This window comes from Enterobacter sp. V87_3 (genome assembly GCF_029967835.1).
GTDB lineage: Bacteria > Pseudomonadota > Gammaproteobacteria > Enterobacterales > Enterobacteriaceae > Enterobacter > Enterobacter cancerogenus.
The window spans coordinates 200,633-220,032 of sequence record NZ_JASCAM010000025.1 but is presented as its reverse complement, the minus strand read 5'-3'; the positions used below and the strand labels follow the sequence as shown (position 1 = coordinate 220,032).

Below are 19,400 nucleotides of genomic sequence, written 5' to 3'. Positions count from 1 at the left end.
ATGGCGCTACGCTTATTCGGCCTACTCTCCCGTAGGCCCGGACATACAGCAGCGCCACCGGGCAAAAAAACGCACATATAAAAATATAACCCTCTGTAAACTACAGGGCATGGTGAGCGGCTTCGCTATGCCCAAAATCTGGAGACAGATTGCGATGGATATTCCAGTTATTGCTACCAAAACCGGGCGTCGCCGCTACCTGACGCTGATGATGATTTTTATTACCGTGGTGATTTGTTATGTCGACCGCGCCAACCTGGCCGTTGCGTCGGCCCATATTCAGGAAGAATTTGGTATTACCAAGGCGGAAATGGGCTACGTCTTCTCGGCCTTTGCCTGGCTCTATACGCTGTGCCAGATCCCCGGCGGCTGGTTCCTTGACCGGGTCGGCTCGCGTCTGACCTACTTTATCGCCATTTTCGGCTGGTCCGTCGCCACGCTGTTCCAGGGCTTTGCGACCGGGCTGATGTCGCTGATTGGCCTGCGCGCCATCACCGGGATTTTCGAAGCCCCGGCGTTCCCGACCAACAACCGCATGGTGACCAGCTGGTTCCCGGAGCATGAACGTGCGTCTGCCGTTGGGTTCTACACCTCCGGGCAGTTTGTCGGCCTGGCGTTTCTCACGCCGCTGCTGATCTGGATCCAGGAGCTGCTGAGCTGGCATTGGGTGTTTATTGTCACCGGCGGTATAGGGATTATCTGGTCACTGATCTGGTTCAAGGTGTACCAGCCGCCGCGCCTGACCAAAAGCATCACCAAAGCCGAGCTGGACTATATCCGCGACGGCGGCGGTCTGGTGGATGGCGATGCGCCTGTGAAAAAAGAGGCGCGTCAGCCCCTGACCAAAGCGGACTGGAAACTGGTGTTCCACCGTAAGCTGGTGGGCGTGTATCTGGGCCAGTTTGCCGTCACCTCAACGCTGTGGTTCTTCCTGACCTGGTTCCCGAACTATCTTACGCAGGAAAAGGGCATCACCGCACTGAAGGCGGGCTTTATGACCACCGTGCCGTTCCTCGCGGCCTTCTTCGGCGTGCTGCTCTCCGGCTGGCTGGCCGACAGGCTGGTGAAAAAGGGCTTCTCGCTGGGCGTGGCGCGTAAAACGCCGATCATCTGCGGGCTGCTGATCTCCACCTGCATCATGGGCGCGAACTACACCAACGATCCGGTGTGGATAATGACCCTGATGGCCATCGCCTTCTTCGGCAACGGTTTTGCCTCCATCACCTGGTCTCTGGTCTCCTCGCTGGCACCGATGCGCCTGATCGGCCTCACGGGCGGCGTCTTCAACTTCGTTGGCGGTCTGGGGGGGATCACCGTACCCCTGGTGATCGGCTATCTGGCGCAGGATTACGGTTTTGGTCCGGCGCTGGTTTACATCTCCGCCGTGGCGTTGATCGGCGCGCTTTCTTACATCCTGCTGGTGGGCGATGTGAAACGTGTAGGCTAATTCCCGCTGATGTTTTACCCTGATGCGATAACTGCGCATCAGGGTATCTCCATGAAACAAATCACCTTCGCTTCCCGCCATCACCAGCTCACCAATATCAACACCTGGACGCCCGACAGCCAGTGGCTGGCCTTTGACGTGCGCCCGTCCGGCGCGTCGTTCACCGGCGAAACCATCGAGCGGGTCAACGTCATGACGGGGGAGGTTGAGGTGATTTATCGCGCTACGAACGGCGCGCACGTCGGCGTGGTGACCGTTCATCCTGCAGAAGACAAATACGTCTTTATCCACGGCCCGCAACGCCCGGATGCCGACTGGCAGTATGACTTTCACCATCGTCAGGGGGTGGTGGCCTGCAACGGTGCGGTCGAAAATCTTGATGCCATGGATATCACTGCGCCCTATACCGCAGGCGCGCTGCGCGGCGGCAGCCATGTGCATGTCTTTAGCCCGAACGGGCAGTTGGTCAGCTTTACCTATAACGACCACGTCATGCATGAGCACGATCCGAAGCGGGACTTACGCAACGTCGGCGTCGCGTCGCCGTTTGGCCCGGTAACCCCGCGGGGCAACCATCCGCGTAACTATGCTGGCGCCTTCTGGAGCGTGCTGGTCAGCCGCACCACGCCAACGCCGCAGCCCGGCAGCGATGAGATCAACCGCGCCTATGAAGAGGGCTGGGTGGGCAACAACAGGCTGGCCTTTATTGGCGATACGCTGTCCTTCACGGGTGAGAAAGTGCCTGAACTGTTCGTTATCGATCTGCCCAATGATGAACAAGGATGGAAACGTGCTGGCGAGGCGCCTTTGCAGGGCACGCCGGAAACCCTGCCTGCACCGCCAGCGGGCGTGGCGCAGCGCCGTTTAACCTTTACGCATCAGAACGCGTATCCGGGGCTGGTCAACGTGCCGCGTCACTGGGTGCGCAGCAATCCACAGGGCACGCAGATCGCCTTTTTGATGCGCGACGACAACGGCATTGTGCAGCTGTGGCTTATCTCGCCGGAAGGCGGTGAACCGCGCCAGCTAACGCACCATGAAAGCGGCATTCAGTCGGCTTTTAACTGGCATCCGTCGGGGGAAAAACTGGGCTATGTGCTGGAGAACCGCATAGCGTGCTGCGATGCGCAAACCGGAGCGGTGACGTTTCTGACGTCCGATCATGGCAAGCCGCCATCAGCGGATGCTGTCGTGTTTTCCCCGGACGGTCACTGGATAGCCTGGATGGAAGAAACGAACGGTTTCCGTCAGCTTTGGGTAACGGAAACCTGATAACGATTACTGTACGGACAGGCTGGCGGGTGGGATAACGGCGTTGGTGGCCAGGTTTTCCTTCTCGCTTTTTTCAACGCGTGAACGCACGGAGCTGTCGGTGCGGAACAGATCCCACGGCAGCAGGAGCGTGTCCGCCACGGCCGTGAAAGGCATATCCAGAATGGCCAGGGATTTGGTGCCCCAGTTGGTATCGTCATCCGAGATCATCGCTGCGCTGGCGCGCGTTCCCGGGTATGTTCCTTCTTTACCGCCGGTGTGAGACATCACGCTCGAACACCCGCAAAGTAAAACAATCCCGCTGAACGTCGTCAGCTTAATCAGAACATTTTTCATCATCACTCAGTCATTGTTAATGGCATTGCATGAGCCTGTAACTCAGGGTTATAGCGGGCCTTGATCAAAATGAATAGCCCGACAACCCGGCTCTGTGGCGGCTATCGCAATTTAACCCTTAGTGCTGTTGTCCCAGTCTATGCGACATCCAGCAAAGTGCAAAAAAATCTCGTCTGCATACGCTTGAAAAGCCCGTATCCAGACCCATTTTAAGAATGTAACCCGATAACGAACACGCCTGAGGGGTGTTCGGGGGCACAGAAGCCTGTCCATGGTGGAAGGCTAAATCTCTCGCTGATTTCAGGAGTTTTAATGTATGCGTAACTTCGATCTTTCTCCGCTATACCGTTCTGCTATTGGTTTTGACCGCCTGTTCAACCATTTAGAAAATAACCAAAGCCAGAGCAACGGCTATCCTCCCTACAACGTTGAGCTGGTCGATGAAAACCACTACCGCATTGCCATTGCCGTCGCCGGTTTCGCAGAAAGCGAGCTGGAGATCACCGCGCAGGACAACCTGCTGGTAGTGAAAGGCTCCCATACGGCAGAGCAGAAAGAACGTACCTACCTTTACCAGGGCATCGCCGAGCGCAACTTTGAACGCAAGTTCCAGTTGGCCGAGAACATTCACGTAAAAGGCGCGAACCTGGTCAACGGACTGCTGTTTATCGAACTGGAACGTGTGATTCCGGAAGAGAAAAAACCGCGCCGGATCGAAATTAACTAATCACGCGGGTCGCGGCTGCGGCCCACTCAGAATTGCTTGCCGAACCGGGAGCATAGGCGAATCCATCAGGATTTGCAGGAACAACTGCGCACAAAATTAGACTGTGCCGAACTCGCTTCTCAGAAGGAGATTTAGTATGCGTAACTACGATTTATCCCCCCTGCTGCGTCAGTGGATTGGTTTTGACAAACTGGCGAATGCCCTGCAAAGCACCACCGAGCAACAGACTTTTCCGCCGTACAACATCGAAAAAAGCGATGACAACCACTATCGCATCACGCTGGCGTTAGCCGGGTTCCGTCAGGAAGACCTGGACATCCAGCTCGAAGGTACGCGCCTGACCGTAAAAGGCACGCCGGAAAAACAAGAAACCGAGACCAAATGGCTGCATCAGGGGCTTGTCACTCAGCCGTTTAGCCTGAGCTTTACCCTGGCAGACCATATGGAAGTTTCTGGCGCGACGTTCACTAACGGGCTGCTGAATATCGACCTCACCCGTAACGTGCCAGAAGCCATTGCGCCTCAGCGCATCGCCATTAGCGCGCGCCCGGCATTGAACAGCTAACAGTGTGCGGGCTGATGCCCTCACCCCGACCCTCTCCCACAGGGAGAGGGTGCAAAGATAACGCCCTGCCCCGGCAGGGCTTTTTTGTGCGCCATCGCCCATACAATCGCCTCCGGCTCTGAGAGAATCCCTGAAATAACTAAGGTTATGCACAGGATGTGGATCATGAGTGATATCGCGTTGACGGTTAGCGTGTTGGCCCTGGTCGCGGTGGTGGGACTGTGGATAGGCAATATTAAAATTCGCGGCGTCGGGTTTGGCATCGGCGGGGTGCTGTTCGGCGGGATTTTTATCGGCCACTTTGCCGACCAGTTTGGGCTGGCGCTGAGCGCCGACATGCTGCATTTTATCCAGGAATTCGGCCTGATCCTCTTCGTTTACACTATCGGTATCCAGGTGGGACCGGGCTTTTTCGCCTCTCTTCGCGTCTCGGGCCTGCGGCTTAACCTGCTTGCTTTCGGCATTGTGGTGATGGGTGGGCTGGTTACCGCCGTTCTGCATAAACTCTTCGCGATCCCGCTTCCCGTGGTGCTCGGCATTTTCTCTGGGGCAGTGACCAACACGCCCGCGCTCGGGGCAGGCCAGCAAATCCTACGCGACCTGGGGATCTCTTCGGATGTCGTCGATCAGATGGGGATGAGCTACGCCATGGCCTATCCGTTTGGCATTTGCGGCATTCTGCTCTCGATGTGGCTGGTGCGGGTGCTGTTCCGCGTTAACGTTGAGCAGGAAGCGAAGGACCATGAAACCACCCTGACCAACGGCCATGCGCCGATCAAAACCATCAATATCCGCGTTGAAAACCCCAATCTGAACAATATGGCGATTCAGGATGTGCCCATTCTGAACAGCGCCACCATCATCTGCTCGCGCCTGAAACGTGACGACATGCTGATGGTGCCCTCGCCCGGCACGCTTATTCAGCACGGCGATCTGCTGCACCTGGTTGGTCAGCCCGGGGATCTCAACAACGCCCGGCTGGTGATTGGTCAGGAGGTGGAGACCTCACTTTCTACCCGGGGTACCGATCTGCGCGTCGAGCGCGTGGTGGTCACAAACGAGAAGGTATTGGGCAAGAAAATCCGCGATTTGCAGGTAAAAGAACGCTATGACGTGGTGATCTCGCGTCTGAACCGCGCAGGCGTGGAGCTGGTTGCCAGCCAGGACGCCAGCCTGCAGTTTGGCGATATCCTCAATCTGGTCGGGCGGCCCGCGTCGATTGATGCCGTGGCGGATATGGTGGGCAACGCCCAGCAAAAGCTCCAGCAGGTGCAGATGCTGCCGGTGTTCATCGGCATCGGGCTTGGTGTACTGCTCGGCTCTGTCCCCATGTATGTACCGGGTTTTCCGGTGGCCCTGAAGCTCGGGCTGGCCGGCGGGCCGCTGATTATGGCGCTGATCCTCGGGCGTATCGGCTGCATCGGCAAGCTGTACTGGTTTATGCCGCCGAGCGCCAACCTGGCGCTGCGCGAGCTGGGTATTGTGCTGTTCCTCGCGGTGGTCGGGCTGAAATCGGGCGGAGATTTTGTTGATACCCTGCTTCAGGGCGAAGGCGTCAGCTGGATCGGTTACGGCATTTTTATCACTGCGATCCCGCTGATAACGGTCGGGATACTGGCGCGAATGTTCGCCAAAATGAACTATCTCACGCTCTGCGGTATGCTCGCAGGATCGATGACGGACCCACCCGCGCTGGCCTTCGCCAATAACCTCCACGCCACCAGCGGCGCGGCGGCGCTATCGTACGCCACGGTCTATCCGCTGGTGATGTTCCTGCGAATCATTACTCCGCAACTCCTGGCGGTGCTGTTCTGGGGGATAGGCTAACAACGGTGCGAGCATTAGGCTATGCTGAAGCCTGCCTTATGCACCACAAGGAACCGCCATGAAAATCTCCCGCCTCGGCGAAGCGCCGGACTACCGCTTCTCTCTGGCTAACGAGCGCACCTATTTAGCGTGGATCCGCACCGCGCTGGGCTTTCTGGCTGCGGGCGTCGGCCTCGACCAGCTGGCTCCCGATTTTGCTACCCCATTGATCCGCGAAGTGCTGGCGCTGCTGCTGTGTCTGTTTGCGGGCGTGCTGGCGATTTACGGTTATCTGCGCTGGCTGCGTAACGAAAAGGCGATGCGCCTGAAGCAGGATCTGCCCTATACGCGTGGGCTGCTGATCATCAGCGCGGTGTTGCTGGCAGTGGCCGGTGTGGTGATGGGGCTGGTGTTCTATGGCGGATAGCCGCAAAGCGCGTCGCGAAGCCGACCCCGGCCTGCAGCCCGAGCGTACGTCGCTGGCCTGGCTGCGCACGCTGCTGGGATATGGTGCGCTGATCGCCCTGGCGATTAAGCACAACTGGCATCGCACCGGGGTGCCTTTCTGGATCTCCATCGTGGTCCTGGCGCTGGTGGCGGTGATTTTATGGCGCTACACCCGCAGCCGAAACCTGATGGACGTGGCGCAGGACGACGTTGCGCAACCGAAGGCGGTGCGGGATAAGTTCCTGATCGCCCTGGCCGTGCTGTCACTGTCGCTGCTGTTTGCGGTAACCCACATTCAACAAATTTTGCACCTGTAGGCCGGGTAAGGCGTAGCCGCCACCCGGCATAATTACTCCCCTTTAGCCAGATACCTCGCCATCTCCTCTTCCGGCACCATACCGCCGCCGGTCGCCCACACCAGGTGGGTAACGCTGGCATCGGCTTTGAACCGTAGCGGCCCGGCCATACCCGCCAGCGCGGACGGCTCCAGGCGAATGTCCTCTTCCTGTGCCAGCCAGCCGAGCATGTCGTACATACTTTGATCCGAGAGGGTATAGAATCCGTCGAGCAGGCGCTCCATGGCGCGGCCCACAAAGCCGGACGCGCGACCCACCGCGAGACCATCCGCCGCCGTGACGTTGTCTATCCCCAAATCCTGCACGGCGATCCCATCGTGCAGGCCGGTGTAGACGCCCAGCAGCATGCACGGCGAGTGGGTCGGCTCGGCGAAGTAGCAGTGGACGTTATCGCCAAAGGCCAGCTTAAGGCCAAACGCCACGCCGCCAGGACCCCCGCCGACGCCGCATGGCAGGTAAACGTGCAGAGGGTGGTGCGCATCCACCACGCGGCCCTGCGCGGCAAACTGCGCTTTCAGCCGCCCGCCGGCCACCGCGTAGCCGAGAAACAGCGTGCGGGAGTTTTCATCGTCGATAAAGAAACAGTTCGGGTCACGCTCCGCCGCCTTACGCCCTTGCTCCACCGCCACGCCGTAATCCTGCTCATATTCAACGACGATCGCACCGTGGCTGCGCAGCCTGGCTTTTTTCCATTCGCGGGCGTCGGCAGACATATGCACCGTCACCCTGAAGCCAAGACGCGCGCTCATGATGCCGATGGACATCCCCAGATTGCCGGTTGACCCCACGGCGATGCTGTACTGACTGAAGAAGTCTTTAAAGCGCGGCTCCAGCAGGATGCTGTAATCATCGTCAACGCTCAGTAGCCCGGCGTTCAGCGCCAGCGTTTCGGCATGGGCCAGCACTTCATAGATACCGCCGCGCGCCTTGATGGAGCCGGAAATGGGCAAATGGCTGTCTTTTTTCAGCAGCAGCGTGCCGGGGATCGCCGCGCCAGCCTCTTTCTCCAGCCGCGTTTGCATCGCCGGAATGGCGACCAGCTCCGATTCAATCAGCCCGTGGGTAGCCGCCGTTTCCGGAAACGCTTTCGCCAGGTAAGGCGCAAAACGTTGCAGGCGCGCGTGGGCGTCATTCACATCGTCTTCGGTTAGCCCAACATAGGGCAGCCCCTCGGCAAGCGTGGTGGTACGCGGGTTGAGCCAGGTCGTTTCTTTCAGGGCAATCAGATCCTCAATCAGAGGAAACTGTGCCTTTAAGGCAGGGAGGTTATTCATCGTCGTCTCTTTCCATTCGGCCATGTTCTTCATTGGACAAAAAAAGGGGCATACTGACAAATGATATAAATTGCGTTTCAGGTGAGCCAGATTGAACCAAACAGGAAAGGGAGGGGCGATGGAGGGAGATAAGCCGCAGCTAAACGGCTGGCAGCTGTCAAAAATGTACACCTTTGAAGTCGCGGCGCGACATGCATCCTTCGCGCTGGCGGCGGCGGAGCTGTCGCTTAGCCCCAGCGCGGTGAGCCACCGTATCAATTTGCTGGAAGAGGAGTTGGGGATCCGGCTGTTTGTCCGCTCTCACCGTAAGGTTGAGCTTACGCAGGAGGGGAAGCGTCTTTACGGGACGCTTAAATCGTCGCTCGATACCCTGAACCAGGAGATTCAGGATATCAAAAACCAGGCGCTGAGCGGCACGCTGACCGTCTACTCACGGCCATCCCTCGCTCAGTGCTGGCTGGTGCCCCTGCTCGGCGATTTTACGCGCCGCTATCCTGCGATTTCACTCACCCTTCTGACCGGCAACGACGACATCGATATGCAGCGAACCGGCGTCGATCTGGCGCTCTATTTCGACGATTCGCCGCCAAAACACCTTGCGCACACGTTCCTGATGGATGAAGACATTTTACCCGTTTGCTCGCTGGAGTATGCCCGCGAGCACGCGTTATTCGGCCAGCCCGAGAATCTCGCCCGCTGCACGCTCCTGCACGACCGTCAGGCCTGGAGTCAGGATTCCGGCACGGATGAATGGCAACTCTGGGCGCAGCGTTTTGCCGTGAACGCGCTGCCTTCATCGGGCATGGGCTTCGATCGTTCAGATTTAGCCATCACCGCTGCGTTAAACCATGCGGGGGTGGCGATGGGGCGAAAAAGGCTGGTTGAAAAACGCCTCGCGCGCGGAGAACTTGTTGCCCCTTTTGGTAATAAGACCTTGCCGTGCCAGCAGCACTACTACATTGCCACGCTGCCTGAACGGCATTGGCCGAAAATTGACGCGTTTATCGGCTGGCTAAAAGCGCAGGCAGGATGAAGAATTATTACGTTTTGAGGCTACACCAAATGTGAAAAAGCGTGCTAAATACAGGTTATTGCTTTCGATTTCTCGCAAGGTAAACCGTGTTAAAGCTTGTTATTGCCACTGCGCTTGTGATCGCTTCCGGCCTGGCCTGTGCCGCTGAGCCGCCGCTGACGGCTGCCCGCTATGCGCAAGAGCTTGGCGTGGGTATCGACGTGGACTGGGCGCGCACCGAGCGTGGCATCCGCGAGTTCGACCCGCTGGTCGTCCGCGATTTTCACGCGAAAGGGATCCGCCATGTGCGTATTCGCGTGGCGGATGAGCCGACGGAAGCTCGGCTGATCCACCTGCGTAAGCTGGTGGAAGCCTGCGAGCAATACGGCGTGATTCCGGTTATCGCCTATCAGGCTGATGAATATAAAAACGACCCGAAAGCCGATAACGAGAAAGAGGTGGTCAACTGGTGGATTGCCGTGGCGCACTATTTTGGCCAACGCTCGCCCATGCTGGGATTTGACCTCATTTACGAACCTGCCGATAAGCTCAACCACAATCTTGCGTCGTTGAACCGCGTGTATGAAAAAACCATCAAAGCGATCCACGACATCGACCCGCAGCGCATGATCTTCATTGCGCCGCGCCTGCGCGCTGCGCCGGAAGATTTATCCAGCCTGAAGCTGCCGCCCCGCAGTCAAAATTACCTGCTGGCGGAGTGGCACATCTTTCCGTGGGGACCGCTGAAAAATAACGGTAAATACCCGTGGACGTCAGGGACTGCGGCGGAGAAAGCGGCTATCCACAACCGCATCGCGACGGCGCTGCGCTGGCAGCAAAAAACCGGGCATATGAGCTGGGTGGGCGGCTGGGGAGTCGGGGAATCGAACCGCTTTACCCCCACGGCGTCGCAAATGGCTTTCGCGACCTTCATGGCCTGCGAGCTGCAAAAAGCAAAAATTCCGTATGCGGTTAACGCCGATTTTCAGTTCTACGACGGCGAGGAGGGGGCATGGCGACCCGCGCCTGAGCCGTTGCTGCAGGTGATGATCGCCCCGGTCTGTGACAAGCCCGGCGAGAAGCCGGGCCATCGTGCGGTTAAACCGGCTGCTCGTGATGCGGGACGCGCGACGCCAGCGGCAGCCAGCACAGCAAAATCAGCAGCCCCATCAGGGTCATCAGCAAGCCCAGACTAGACTGGCCGGTTTGCGGCATCATGGCTGAAAGCCAGGCCAGCGCGCCGGAACCGATGTTCTGCAAGCCGCCTACCAGTGCGCCTGCCGTTCCGGCAAGGAACGGAAACGGCTCCATCGCGCCGCTGGTGGCGAGCGGGAACAGCATTCCCGCACCGAAGAAGAACAGCGCCGCCGGGATCAGCAGCGTCCAGACCGTCATCACGCCAAACAGCCCCGGGATCCACATCATCAGGCCCGCCAGCAGGCAGCTGATCACCGATTGCCACATCAGCGTGGAGAAACGCTTGTTGGGCCGACCTGCGAACCACGCGCCGAAAAACGCCGCCGGGATTGGCAGAATAAACAGAATACTCACCACCATACTGCTGAGGCCAAGCCCTGCGCCCAGCAGCACGCCGGAACAGGCTTCGAACACCGCAATTCCCGCCAGGCCGCCGATCAGCATCAGCAGATAACAGGTAAACGCCCCGTTGCCGAATAGCGTTTTATAGCTGGTGAGAAGCTTCGTGCGCGGCGCATCCACCGGGCGCGTTTCCGGCATCCAGCGCGCCATGCTGAAGGTGACAATCACGCACAGCACCAGCAGGAAGGCGTAGCAGGCGCGCCAGGACCACAGGGTGTCCAGCAGGCCGCCAATCAGCGGTGCCATCAGCGGGCTGACCAGAATACCCATATTTAACAGGCTATTGGCGTGGCGCAGCTGGGTGCCCTGGTACATGTCACGCGGCAGGGTTCGCGCCATCACGCCCCCGACGCCGGTCCCCACGCCCTGCAGGGCGCTGGCGGCAATCAGCACCGTCAGGCTGGAAGTGCTAATGGCAATCACCGTCGCCACCATGAAAATGCTCATGCCCACCAGAATCACCGGGCGACGCCCGACGCGGTCAGACAGCGGTCCGTAGAAGAGCTGAGAGACGCCGTAGGTTAGCAGGTACGCCGCCATCACGCTCTGCACCGCGCCCTCGCGGACATTGAGTTCCTTTGCCATGTCGGCAATCGCCGGAATGTAGATGGTTTGCGCCATCTGACCGACGGCCACCAGTAACACCAGCATCAACAATAAGTTAACGTTCCTTTGTTTTTTCATGTCGCTGAATACTTTTGCCAAAAGAGAGAAATGAAGAATAAGTGACTACGCATTCCCATAAATGCGCGAGGAATCTACCACAGTCAGATGACAAATTAAGCATTGCTGTGATGAATGGATGGAAGCAAAAAGGCAGGATTTGTAAACAAGAACGGCAACTAATGTTGCCAGCGCTTTACGCCAGACGCAGCAGAATGGCGCCGCCTGCGATCCCCACCGCTGCGGCAATACGCACACCGGCAACCTTCTCTTTTAAAAGCAGAAACGCCAGCAGCGCGCCAAAGAGAATCGAGGTTTCACGCAGCGCGGCCACCACCGCCAGCGGGGCCTGCGTCATCGCCCACAGTGCCAGACCGTAAGAGCCCATCGTGCCGACACCGCCGAGCAGGCCTTTTTTCCAGTGCAGACTCACGTAGCGGGTCGCCTCCCGACGGCGCGCCACCATCGCCCAGCTAAGCAGGCAAAAACCGTTCATGAAGAACGTCCAGAGGGTATAGCCGAGCGCGGTGTCTGACAGCCGCACCCCGGTGCCGTCAACCAGCGTATATCCGGCGATAAAGCAGGCGTTGATCAGTGCCAGCCAGACGCCTTTACGCGACTGCATCCTGCCGTTCATCGCCATTGCCAGGATTGACAGGCAGATAACGCCGATCCCGCTCCACGCCAGCCACGAAAGGCTATCGCCGAGCACCAGCACGCTGACCAGCGCCACCAGCAGCGGCGCGGTGCCGCGCATCAGCGGGTAGGTCTGGCTCATATCAGACACCTGATAGGTTTTTGCCACCAGCACGGTGTACACCACCTGCAGCGCGCAGGAGACAACCAAAAACGGCCAGCTTGCGGCGGACGGCTGAGGAGAGAACGGCAGCAGGACCAGCGCGATAAGCGTTGCTGAGCCGCTCACGCTGATCGCGGAGTAGAGCTTGTCCGTTCCGGCTTTAACGATGGCGTTCCAGCTGGCATGCAGCAGCGCGGCGAACAGCAGAATGCAGAATACGGTGATGGTCATGGCGCGTCAGGCGGTGAATTGTCATCCAACTGTAACATTCACCGCACGATGCTACCAGCCAGCTACACGGCGCAAAAAAGCCGATGCGTGACCCGCGGTTCGTCCGCCACCAGCGTGAACCCAACCCGATGATAGAACCCGTAAGCCGCTTCCGGCGCATGGGTATTGAGAAAATCAAACCAGATGCTGGCATCGGCCATCACCACGGTTAACAGCTGTTTGCCGATGCCCAGCCCGCGGCACTTCTCGCTGACGTAAAGATGACGAATACGCCCGGCACGCGGCTGCTGGCTAAAAGGATCGCGGTTTAACCCGCACACGCCCACCAGCCTGCCGTTGAGGAAGGCTCCCAGCAGTTTTTCGCCCGGCGCATTAAAACGATTCTCACCGCGCTGCCAGTTCTCTTCCAGCCTGCGCAGCATGTTGAAGTGTAAGGCGATGCTCTCAGCTTTGAGCGCGATGTATCCCGGCTCTTCTGGCGTAACAGGCTCAATTAACAGACGCGACATAGCATTCCCTCGTTATTAAAGAGGGGCGGTTTCCCGCCCCTCTTAGGTGCGACTTGAACCTGAATCACCGAATGTATTTCAGGACAGCATCAAGCAGTTGCAGAACAGCAACAATGAGTTTGAGGATGAGTACAACCATATCCACGACGCTCATACGCGTCTCCTTTTGGTTAAAAGGAGCACGATGCTGGCGTACCTTTCCGCCGCCTGTTGCCAGCACCTGGATTGACGTAACACAGTGTGCTCACTTCAGGGGGTTAAGGCACTGACGGCACCACCCGTTTCAGCCAGGACGTCGTTGCGCCGGTAGAACTGCGGCCCCCTCGCTCACTGCGAACACACTCAGTATAGATAAATACTGTATGTATGAACAGTATTTTATGGACAAAAATCAGAAGGCGGTCCATACTCAAAAACGTCAAAATCCGTGCCATAAATTGCGCGTTCGTCTTCGATCGCGTATACTTTTGCCGTTGACGTAACACAGTGTGTTCTGCGGAAACCAACCGCAAAACCCTGATAAAAACCTCGCTTAGGCGGGGTTTTTTGTTTTCACCACGCACCAAACGAAACGTGATCCCTGACGCATTTTTGTGCGGTTGAATATTTTTCCATTGTCACGCCCTACAACCTGTGGTTGTATAAATTCTATCAATGATTCCAAACACAGGTTCCTAATGACTCCATCCCTGTTCACCGCGACCCTACTAAAAACTGCGCAACCCGCCGCAGTGGTCGTCGTGCGTGTGGTGGTCGTCGTCGGCAATGCGCCGTAGGGACTGGATCAACACACGAATCCAAAACCCCGCCGGCGCAAACCGGGCGGGGTTTTTCGTTTAAACCCCCCCCGGAAAGTCGGCTCATAAAAGGACTGGAGCATGGCAAGTTCGGGCACAACATCATCCACAACGCGTTTTACCGGTGCGCAGTTAATCGTGCATTTACTGGAACGACAGGGCATCACCATCGTAGCGGGTATCCCGGGCGGCACGGTGCTGCCGCTGTACGACGCGTTAAGCCAAAGCACAAAAATTCGTCACGTTCTGGCTCGCCACGAGCAGGGCGCGGGCTTTATCGCGCAGGGCATGGCGCGTACCCAGGGCAAACCGGCGGTCTGTATGGCCTGTAGCGGCCCGGGCGCAACTAACCTGGTGACCGCCATCGCCGACGCGCGTCTCGATTCCATTCCGCTGATTTGCATCACCGGACAGGTACCGTCCTCGATGATCGGCACCGATGCGTTCCAGGAAGTGGACACCTACGGCATCTCTATCCCCATCACCAAGCATAACTATCTGGTGCGCGATATCAGCGAGCTGCCACAGGTTATCAGCGATGCGTTCCGCATTGCGCAGTCTGGCCGTCCTGGCCCGGTGTGGATAGACATTCCTAAGGATGTTCAGACCGCAGAAATTGACATCGACGTGCTGCCAGAGCCAGGCGACCGTGCCCCTGCGCCTGAATTCAGCGCAGAGAGCGTGCGCGATGCGGCGGCGATGATTAACGCCGCGAAACGTCCGGTGCTCTATCTGGGCGGCGGGGCGATCAACGCCTCTGACGAGGTGCGCCAGTTCGCCGAGAAAGCCAACCTGCCCACCACCATGACGCTGATGGCGCTGGGCATGCTGCCAAAAGCACACCCGCTCTCTCTGGGCATGCTGGGGATGCACGGCGCGCGCAGCACCAATTTCATCCTGCAAGAGGCGGATCTGCTGATCGTCATGGGCGCGCGTTTTGATGACCGGGCGATTGGCAAAACCGAACAGTTCTGCCCGAACGCCAAAATTATTCACGTGGATATCGACCGCGCCGAGCTGGGTAAAATCAAGCAGCCGCACGTCGCGATCCAGGGCGATGTCGCCGAGGTACTGGCGCAGCTGATCCCACAAACCGAGGCAACCGGCCGTGACGACTGGCGTCAACTGGTGGCTGACCTGCAAAAAGAGTTTCCGGGGGCGATCCCCGCTGAAGGCGACCCGCTGAGCCACTACGGCCTGATCAACGCCGTGGCCGCCTGCGTGGACGACAGCGCAATTATCACCACCGACGTGGGCCAGCACCAGATGTGGACCGCGCAGGCTTACCCGCTGAACCGTCCGCGTCAGTGGCTGACCTCCGGCGGGCTGGGCACCATGGGCTTTGGCCTGCCCGCCGCCGTGGGCGCGGCGCTGGCTAACCCGGATCGTAAAGTCATCTGCTTCTCCGGCGACGGCAGCCTGATGATGAACATTCAGGAAATGGCGACCGCAGCCGAAAATCAGTTAGACGTAAAAATCATTCTGATGAACAACGAGGCGCTGGGACTGGTGCACCAGCAGCAGAGCCTGTTCTACAAGCAGGGGGTATTTGCTGCGACCTATCCGGGAATGATTAACTTTATGCAGATTGCCGCCGGGTTTGGCCTGCACACCTGCGATCTGAACGCGGAGGAGGATGCCCACGCGGCGCTGCAGGCGGCGATCTCTCGTCCCGGCCCGGCGCTGATCCACGTGCGCATCGACGCGCAACAAAAAGTCTATCCGATGGTGCCGCCGGGTGCGGCAAATACTGAGATGGTGGGGGAATAAGCCATGCAGAAACAACACGATAACGTCATCCTGGAACTCACCGTCCGCAACCATCCCGGCGTCATGACCCACGTCTGCGGGCTGTTCGCCCGCCGCGCGTTTAACGTCGAAGGCATTCTCTGCCTGCCGATTCAGGGCAGCGAGCACAGCCGCATCTGGCTGCTGGTCAATGACGATCAGCGTCTGGAGCAGATGATGGCCCAGATCGACAAGCTGGAAGACGTCGCCAAAGTGGTGCGCAACCAGTCCGATCCCACCATGTTTAACAAAATTGCGGTGTTTTTCGAGTAAATCGCTTAAGGTAAGCGCCTTTGTTGGCCTACGAACTTTGCCCTTTGTAGGCCGGATAAGCGCAGCGCCATCCGGCGCTTTCAGACCGCAGGAACGCACATGATTACCATCGCCCTTATCGACGACCACCTTATCGTCCGCTCCGGATTTGCCCAGCTTTTAAGCCTCGAACCTGATTTTCAGGTAGTGGCCGAGTTCGGTTCCGGCCGCGAGGCGCTGGCGGGTCTGCCGGGGCGCGGCGTGCAGGTCTGTATCTGCGATATCTCCATGCCGGACCTTTCCGGGCTGGAGCTGTTGAGCCAACTGCCGAAAGGCATGGCGACGATCATGCTGTCGGTTCACGACAGCCCGGCGCTGGTGGAACAGGCGTTAAACGCCGGCGCGCGCGGGTTTCTCTCCAAGCGCTGTAGCCCGGACGAGCTGATCGCCGCCGTGCGCACCGTCGCAACAGGCGGCTGCTATCTGACGCCGGATATCGCCATCAAGCTGGCGGCAGGCCGTCAGGATCCGCTGACCCGACGCGAACGACAGGTGGCGGAAAAGCTCGCGCAGGGGATGGCGGTGAAAGAGATTGCCGTCGAACTGGGGCTGTCGCCCAAAACCGTTCACGTTCATCGCGCTAACCTGATGGAAAAACTCGGCGTCAGTAACGACGTCGAGCTGGCGCGCCGTATGTTCGACAGCTGGCAATGAACTCTGTGTTTTCGCGGCTGATCGCCGTCGTTGCCAGCTTTTTTATCTTCTCCGCCGCATGGTTTTGCCTGTGGAGCATCAGTCTGCATCTGGTTGAACGCCCTGAACTGGCGGTGCTGCTGTTCCCGTTCGGCCTGCGTCTTGGGCTGATGCTGCAATGCCCGCGCGGCTACTGGCCTGTGCTGCTGGGCGCAGAGTGGCTGATGCTGGTCTGGCTGGCGCAGCAGGTGGCGCTGGCGCATCTGCCATTATTGATGACCGGAAGCGTGCTGACCCTGATCCCGGTGGCGCTGATCTCCCGCTACCGGCACCAGCGGGACTGGCGCACGCTGCTGCGCCAGGGGGCGGCGCTGATTGCCGCCGCGCTGCTGCAATCCCTGCCGTGGATCGGCGAAAAGGAGATGCTGAACGCGCTGCTCCTCACCCTCACCGGCGGGCTGACGCTCGCGCCGACCTGCCTCGTCATCTGGCATTATCTCACCAGCACCGTCTGGCAGCCGCTCGGCCCGGCGCTGGTCTCCCAGCCGGTAAACTGGCGCGCCCGGCATCTCATCTGGTATCTGCTGCTGTTTGTGGTGAGCCTGTGGCTGCAGCTGGGTTTACCGGCCGAGCTTTCACGCTTTACGCCGTTTTGCCTGGCGCTGCCGATTATCGCCCTGGCCTGGCACTACGGCTGGCAGGGGGCGCTGATCGCCACGTTGATGAATGCCATCGCGCTGATCGCCAGCCAGACCTGGCACGATCACCCCGTTGATTTGCTCCTCTCGCTGTTGGCCCAGAGCCTGACCGGGCTGCTGCTTGGGGCGGGCATTCAGCGCCTGCGCGAACTGAACCAGTCCCTGCAAACCGAGCTGGCGCGCAACCGCCGCCTGGCCGAACGCCTGCTGGAGACCGAAGAGAGCGTGCGCCAGGAAGTGGCGCGCGAGCTGCACGACGACATCGGCCAGACCATCACCGCCATCCGCACCCAGGCGGGCATCGTTCAGCGTCTGGCGGCGGAAAATAGCGGCGTGAAGCAGGGCGGGGCACACATCGAACAGCTGTCGCTGGGGGTGTACGATTCGGTGCGCCGCCTGCTCGGCAGGCTGCGCCCGCGCCAGCTGGATGACCTCTCGCTTGAGCAGGCGGTGCGTTCCCTGATGCGCGAGATGGAGCTGGAAAGCCGCGGTATTGTCAGCCATCTCGACTGGCGCATTGATGAGCCAACGCTGAGCGAAGGCCAGCGGGTCACGCTGTTCCGCGTCTGCCAGGAGGGGCTGAACAATATTGTCAAACACGCCAACGCCAGCGCGGTGACGCTGCAGGGCTGGCAGCAGGACGATCGCCTGATGCTGGTGATTGAGGACGACGGCTGCGGCCTGCCGCCAGGCTCTGGCCAGCAGGGCTTTGGCCTGGCGGGGATGCGCGAGCGCGTCAAGGCGCTGGGCGGCACGCTGGCTATCTCCTGCACCCACGGAACGCGCGTCAGCGTCAGTTTACCGCTACGGAGCCACCATGTTTAAAACGCCTGCCAATGCCGTGCCGCTAGGCGACAAAGCGGAGATCGACGCCCGCTATCGCTACTGGCGTCGCCATATTCTGATGACCATCTGGCTCGGTTACGCCCTGTTCTACTTCACGCGCAAAAGTTTTAACGCCGCCGCGCCGGAAATCCTCGCCACCGGCGTGATGACGCGCACCGATATCGGCCTGTTGGCGACGCTGTTTTACATCACCTACGGCCTGTCGAAGTTCTTCTCCGGCATCGTCAGCGACCGCTCCAACGCCCGCTATTTTATGGGCGTTGGGCTGATGGCAACCGGTGTGGTGAACATTTTATTTGGCTTTTCCACCTCCCTGTGGGCCTTTGCAGTGCTGTGGGCGCTGAACGCCTTTTTCCAGGGCTGGGGTGCGCCGGTGTGCGCCCGCCTGCTCACCGCCTGGTATTCGCGCAACGAGCGCGGCGGCTGGTGGGCAATATGGAACACGGCGCATAACGTTGGCGGGGCGCTGATCCCTATCGTGGTGGGCGCGGCGGCGCTGCACTACGGCTGGCGCGCGGGGATGATGATTGCGGGCGGGCTTGCCATTCTCGCCGGATTGTTCCTCTGCTGGCGTTTGCGCGATAAGCCGCAGACCGTTGGGCTTCCCCCCGTTGGCGACTGGCGACACGACGAGATGGAGATCGCCCAGCAGCAGGAGGGCGCGGGGCTGACCCGCAAAGAGATCCTCACCAAATACGTGCTGAAAAACCCCTATATCTGGCTTTTGTCGCTGTGCTACGTGCTGGTCTACGTGGTGCGCGCGGCCATCAACGACTGGGGCAACCTGTATATGTCCGAGATGCTCGGCGTGGATCTGGTGACGGCTAACTCGGCGGTCACCATGTTTGAACTGGGCGGATTTATCGGCGCGCTGGTGGCGGGCTGGGGATCGGACAAACTGTTCAACGGCAACCGTGGGCCGATGAACCTGATTTTCGCTGCCGGCATTTTGCTCTCCGTCGGGTCGCTGTGGCTGATGCCTTTTGCCAGCTACGTGATGCAGGCGGCGTGCTTTTTCACCACCGGCTTCTTCGTGTTTGGCCCACAGATGCTGATCGGCATGGCGGCGGCGGAGTGCTCGCACAAAGAGGCGGCAGGCGCGGCGACGGGCTTCGTCGGGCTGTTTGCCTACCTCGGCGCGTCGCTCTCCGGCTGGCCGCTGGCGCGGGTGATCGACGCCTGGCACTGGAGCGGATTCTTCGCGGTGATCGCCATCGCGGCGGGGATCTCTGCCCTGCTGCTGCTGCCGTTTTTGCACGCTCAGGCGCCGCGCGAAGCGTGAC

The 19,400-nt window shown here is 59.4% G+C and carries 21 protein-coding genes and 1 other annotated feature; of the genes, 15 read left to right on the top strand and 6 right to left on the bottom strand.

The genetic code is table 11. The features are described 5' to 3' along the window. The first annotated feature begins 109 nt into the window (after positions 1-109). Positions 110-1,447, top strand: a complete 1,338-nt coding sequence (locus QLG21_RS15270; protein ID WP_282484745.1) for an MFS transporter — start codon at positions 110-112, stop codon at positions 1,445-1,447. A 51-nt stretch (positions 1,448-1,498) separates the two neighbouring features. After that, positions 1,499-2,719: a DUF3748 domain-containing protein gene (locus QLG21_RS15265; RefSeq protein ID WP_282484744.1), complete on the top strand. Its 1,221-nt coding sequence runs from the start codon at positions 1,499-1,501 to the stop codon at positions 2,717-2,719. A 6-nt stretch (positions 2,720-2,725) separates the two neighbouring features. Here QLG21_RS15265 and QLG21_RS15260 read toward each other — a convergent pair whose 3' ends face one another. Next, a complete protein-coding gene (locus QLG21_RS15260) occupies positions 2,726-3,058 on the bottom strand; it encodes a YceK/YidQ family lipoprotein (RefSeq protein ID WP_006177604.1) in 333 nt (110 codons plus the stop codon). A 247-nt stretch (positions 3,059-3,305) separates the two neighbouring features. Continuing rightward, positions 3,306-3,378 (top strand) — a sequence feature (ROSE (Repression Of Heat Shock gene Expression) occurs in the 5'-region of heat shock genes and acts as an RNA thermometer to modulate expression.). On the opposite strand from QLG21_RS15260, the gene ibpA reads away from it, so the two are divergent. From ibpA to QLG21_RS15235, 5 genes are all read left to right on the top strand, one after another. Beyond that, on the top strand, positions 3,372-3,782 hold the full coding sequence (ibpA, locus tag QLG21_RS15255; RefSeq protein ID WP_006177605.1) for a small heat shock chaperone IbpA: 411 nt from the start codon (positions 3,372-3,374) through the stop codon (positions 3,780-3,782). (Overlaps the previous feature by 7 nt.) Before the next feature lie 136 nt (positions 3,783-3,918). Beyond that, a complete protein-coding gene (gene ibpB, locus QLG21_RS15250; RefSeq protein ID WP_006177606.1) occupies positions 3,919-4,347 on the top strand; it encodes a small heat shock chaperone IbpB in 429 nt (142 codons plus the stop codon). Positions 4,348-4,512: 165 nt separating this feature from the next. Next, complete coding sequence (locus tag QLG21_RS15245) at positions 4,513-6,174, top strand: putative transporter (RefSeq protein WP_282484743.1); 1,662 nt, start codon at positions 4,513-4,515, stop codon at positions 6,172-6,174. A gap of 58 nt (positions 6,175-6,232) precedes the next feature. Continuing rightward, positions 6,233-6,580: a YidH family protein gene (locus QLG21_RS15240; RefSeq protein ID WP_006177608.1), complete on the top strand. Its 348-nt coding sequence runs from the start codon at positions 6,233-6,235 to the stop codon at positions 6,578-6,580. Next, the gene (locus QLG21_RS15235) at positions 6,570-6,917 is read left to right on the top strand and encodes a DUF202 domain-containing protein (RefSeq protein WP_006177610.1); all 348 of its coding nucleotides are present in this window, start codon (positions 6,570-6,572) and stop codon (positions 6,915-6,917) included. The genes QLG21_RS15240 and QLG21_RS15235 overlap by 11 nt, the downstream gene beginning before the upstream one ends. A 32-nt stretch (positions 6,918-6,949) precedes the next feature. Here QLG21_RS15235 and dsdA read toward each other — a convergent pair whose 3' ends face one another. Then, on the bottom strand, positions 6,950-8,230 hold the full coding sequence (gene dsdA, locus QLG21_RS15230) for a D-serine ammonia-lyase (RefSeq protein ID WP_282484742.1): 1,281 nt from the start codon (positions 8,228-8,230) through the stop codon (positions 6,950-6,952). A 118-nt stretch (positions 8,231-8,348) separates the two neighbouring features. Here dsdA and dsdC point away from each other — a divergent pair, with 118 nt between their 5' ends. Both dsdC and QLG21_RS15220 read left to right on the top strand, forming a co-directional pair. Next, positions 8,349-9,263: a DNA-binding transcriptional regulator DsdC gene (dsdC, locus tag QLG21_RS15225; protein WP_137849955.1), complete on the top strand. Its 915-nt coding sequence runs from the start codon at positions 8,349-8,351 to the stop codon at positions 9,261-9,263. Positions 9,264-9,349: 86 nt separating this feature from the next. Then, positions 9,350-10,438 carry a cellulase family glycosylhydrolase gene (locus QLG21_RS15220; RefSeq protein ID WP_137849956.1) on the top strand — a complete coding sequence of 363 codons (1,089 nt, stop codon included), beginning with the start codon at positions 9,350-9,352 and terminating at the stop codon, positions 10,436-10,438. On the opposite strand, the gene emrD is transcribed toward QLG21_RS15220, so the two are convergent. From emrD to tisB, 4 genes are all read right to left on the bottom strand, one after another. Continuing rightward, on the bottom strand, positions 10,341-11,525 hold the full coding sequence (gene emrD, locus QLG21_RS15215; RefSeq protein WP_006177615.1) for a multidrug efflux MFS transporter EmrD: 1,185 nt from the start codon (positions 11,523-11,525) through the stop codon (positions 10,341-10,343). The genes QLG21_RS15220 and emrD overlap by 98 nt on opposite strands. A gap of 175 nt (positions 11,526-11,700) precedes the next feature. Then, positions 11,701-12,534: an EamA family transporter gene (locus tag QLG21_RS15210; RefSeq protein ID WP_137849957.1), complete on the bottom strand. Its 834-nt coding sequence runs from the start codon at positions 12,532-12,534 to the stop codon at positions 11,701-11,703. Positions 12,535-12,596: 62 nt separating this feature from the next. Further along, on the bottom strand, positions 12,597-13,043 hold the full coding sequence (locus tag QLG21_RS15205; protein ID WP_006177617.1) for a GNAT family N-acetyltransferase: 447 nt from the start codon (positions 13,041-13,043) through the stop codon (positions 12,597-12,599). A gap of 64 nt (positions 13,044-13,107) precedes the next feature. Further along, complete coding sequence (gene tisB / locus QLG21_RS15200; RefSeq protein ID WP_072208832.1) at positions 13,108-13,197, bottom strand: type I toxin-antitoxin system toxin TisB; 90 nt, start codon at positions 13,195-13,197, stop codon at positions 13,108-13,110. A 523-nt stretch (positions 13,198-13,720) separates the two neighbouring features. On the opposite strand from tisB, the gene ivbL reads away from it, so the two are divergent. The 6 genes from ivbL (at position 13,721) to QLG21_RS15170 (ending at position 19,399) form a co-directional block, all read left to right on the top strand. Then, entirely contained in the window at positions 13,721-13,819 is a 99-nt protein-coding gene (gene ivbL, locus QLG21_RS15195; RefSeq protein WP_088208941.1) for an ilvB operon leader peptide IvbL, read from the top strand. Between the two features lie 102 nt (positions 13,820-13,921). After that, positions 13,922-15,610 (top strand): acetolactate synthase large subunit, encoded by a 1,689-nt coding sequence (ilvB, locus tag QLG21_RS15190; RefSeq protein WP_006177619.1) that lies wholly within the window; start codon positions 13,922-13,924, stop codon positions 15,608-15,610. 3 nt (positions 15,611-15,613) lie between these two features. After that, complete coding sequence (gene ilvN / locus QLG21_RS15185; protein WP_006177620.1) at positions 15,614-15,901, top strand: acetolactate synthase small subunit; 288 nt, start codon at positions 15,614-15,616, stop codon at positions 15,899-15,901. Positions 15,902-16,000: 99 nt separating this feature from the next. Continuing rightward, a complete protein-coding gene (gene uhpA / locus QLG21_RS15180) occupies positions 16,001-16,594 on the top strand; it encodes a transcriptional regulator UhpA (RefSeq protein WP_282484741.1) in 594 nt (197 codons plus the stop codon). Continuing rightward, positions 16,591-18,096: a signal transduction histidine-protein kinase/phosphatase UhpB gene (uhpB, locus tag QLG21_RS15175; protein ID WP_006177622.1), complete on the top strand. Its 1,506-nt coding sequence runs from the start codon at positions 16,591-16,593 to the stop codon at positions 18,094-18,096. The genes uhpA and uhpB overlap by 4 nt, the downstream gene beginning before the upstream one ends. Continuing rightward, on the top strand, positions 18,089-19,399 hold the full coding sequence (locus QLG21_RS15170; protein ID WP_282484740.1) for an MFS transporter: 1,311 nt from the start codon (positions 18,089-18,091) through the stop codon (positions 19,397-19,399). Before uhpB ends, QLG21_RS15170 begins: the two co-directional genes overlap by 8 nt. Position 19,400 lies beyond the last annotated feature (1 nt).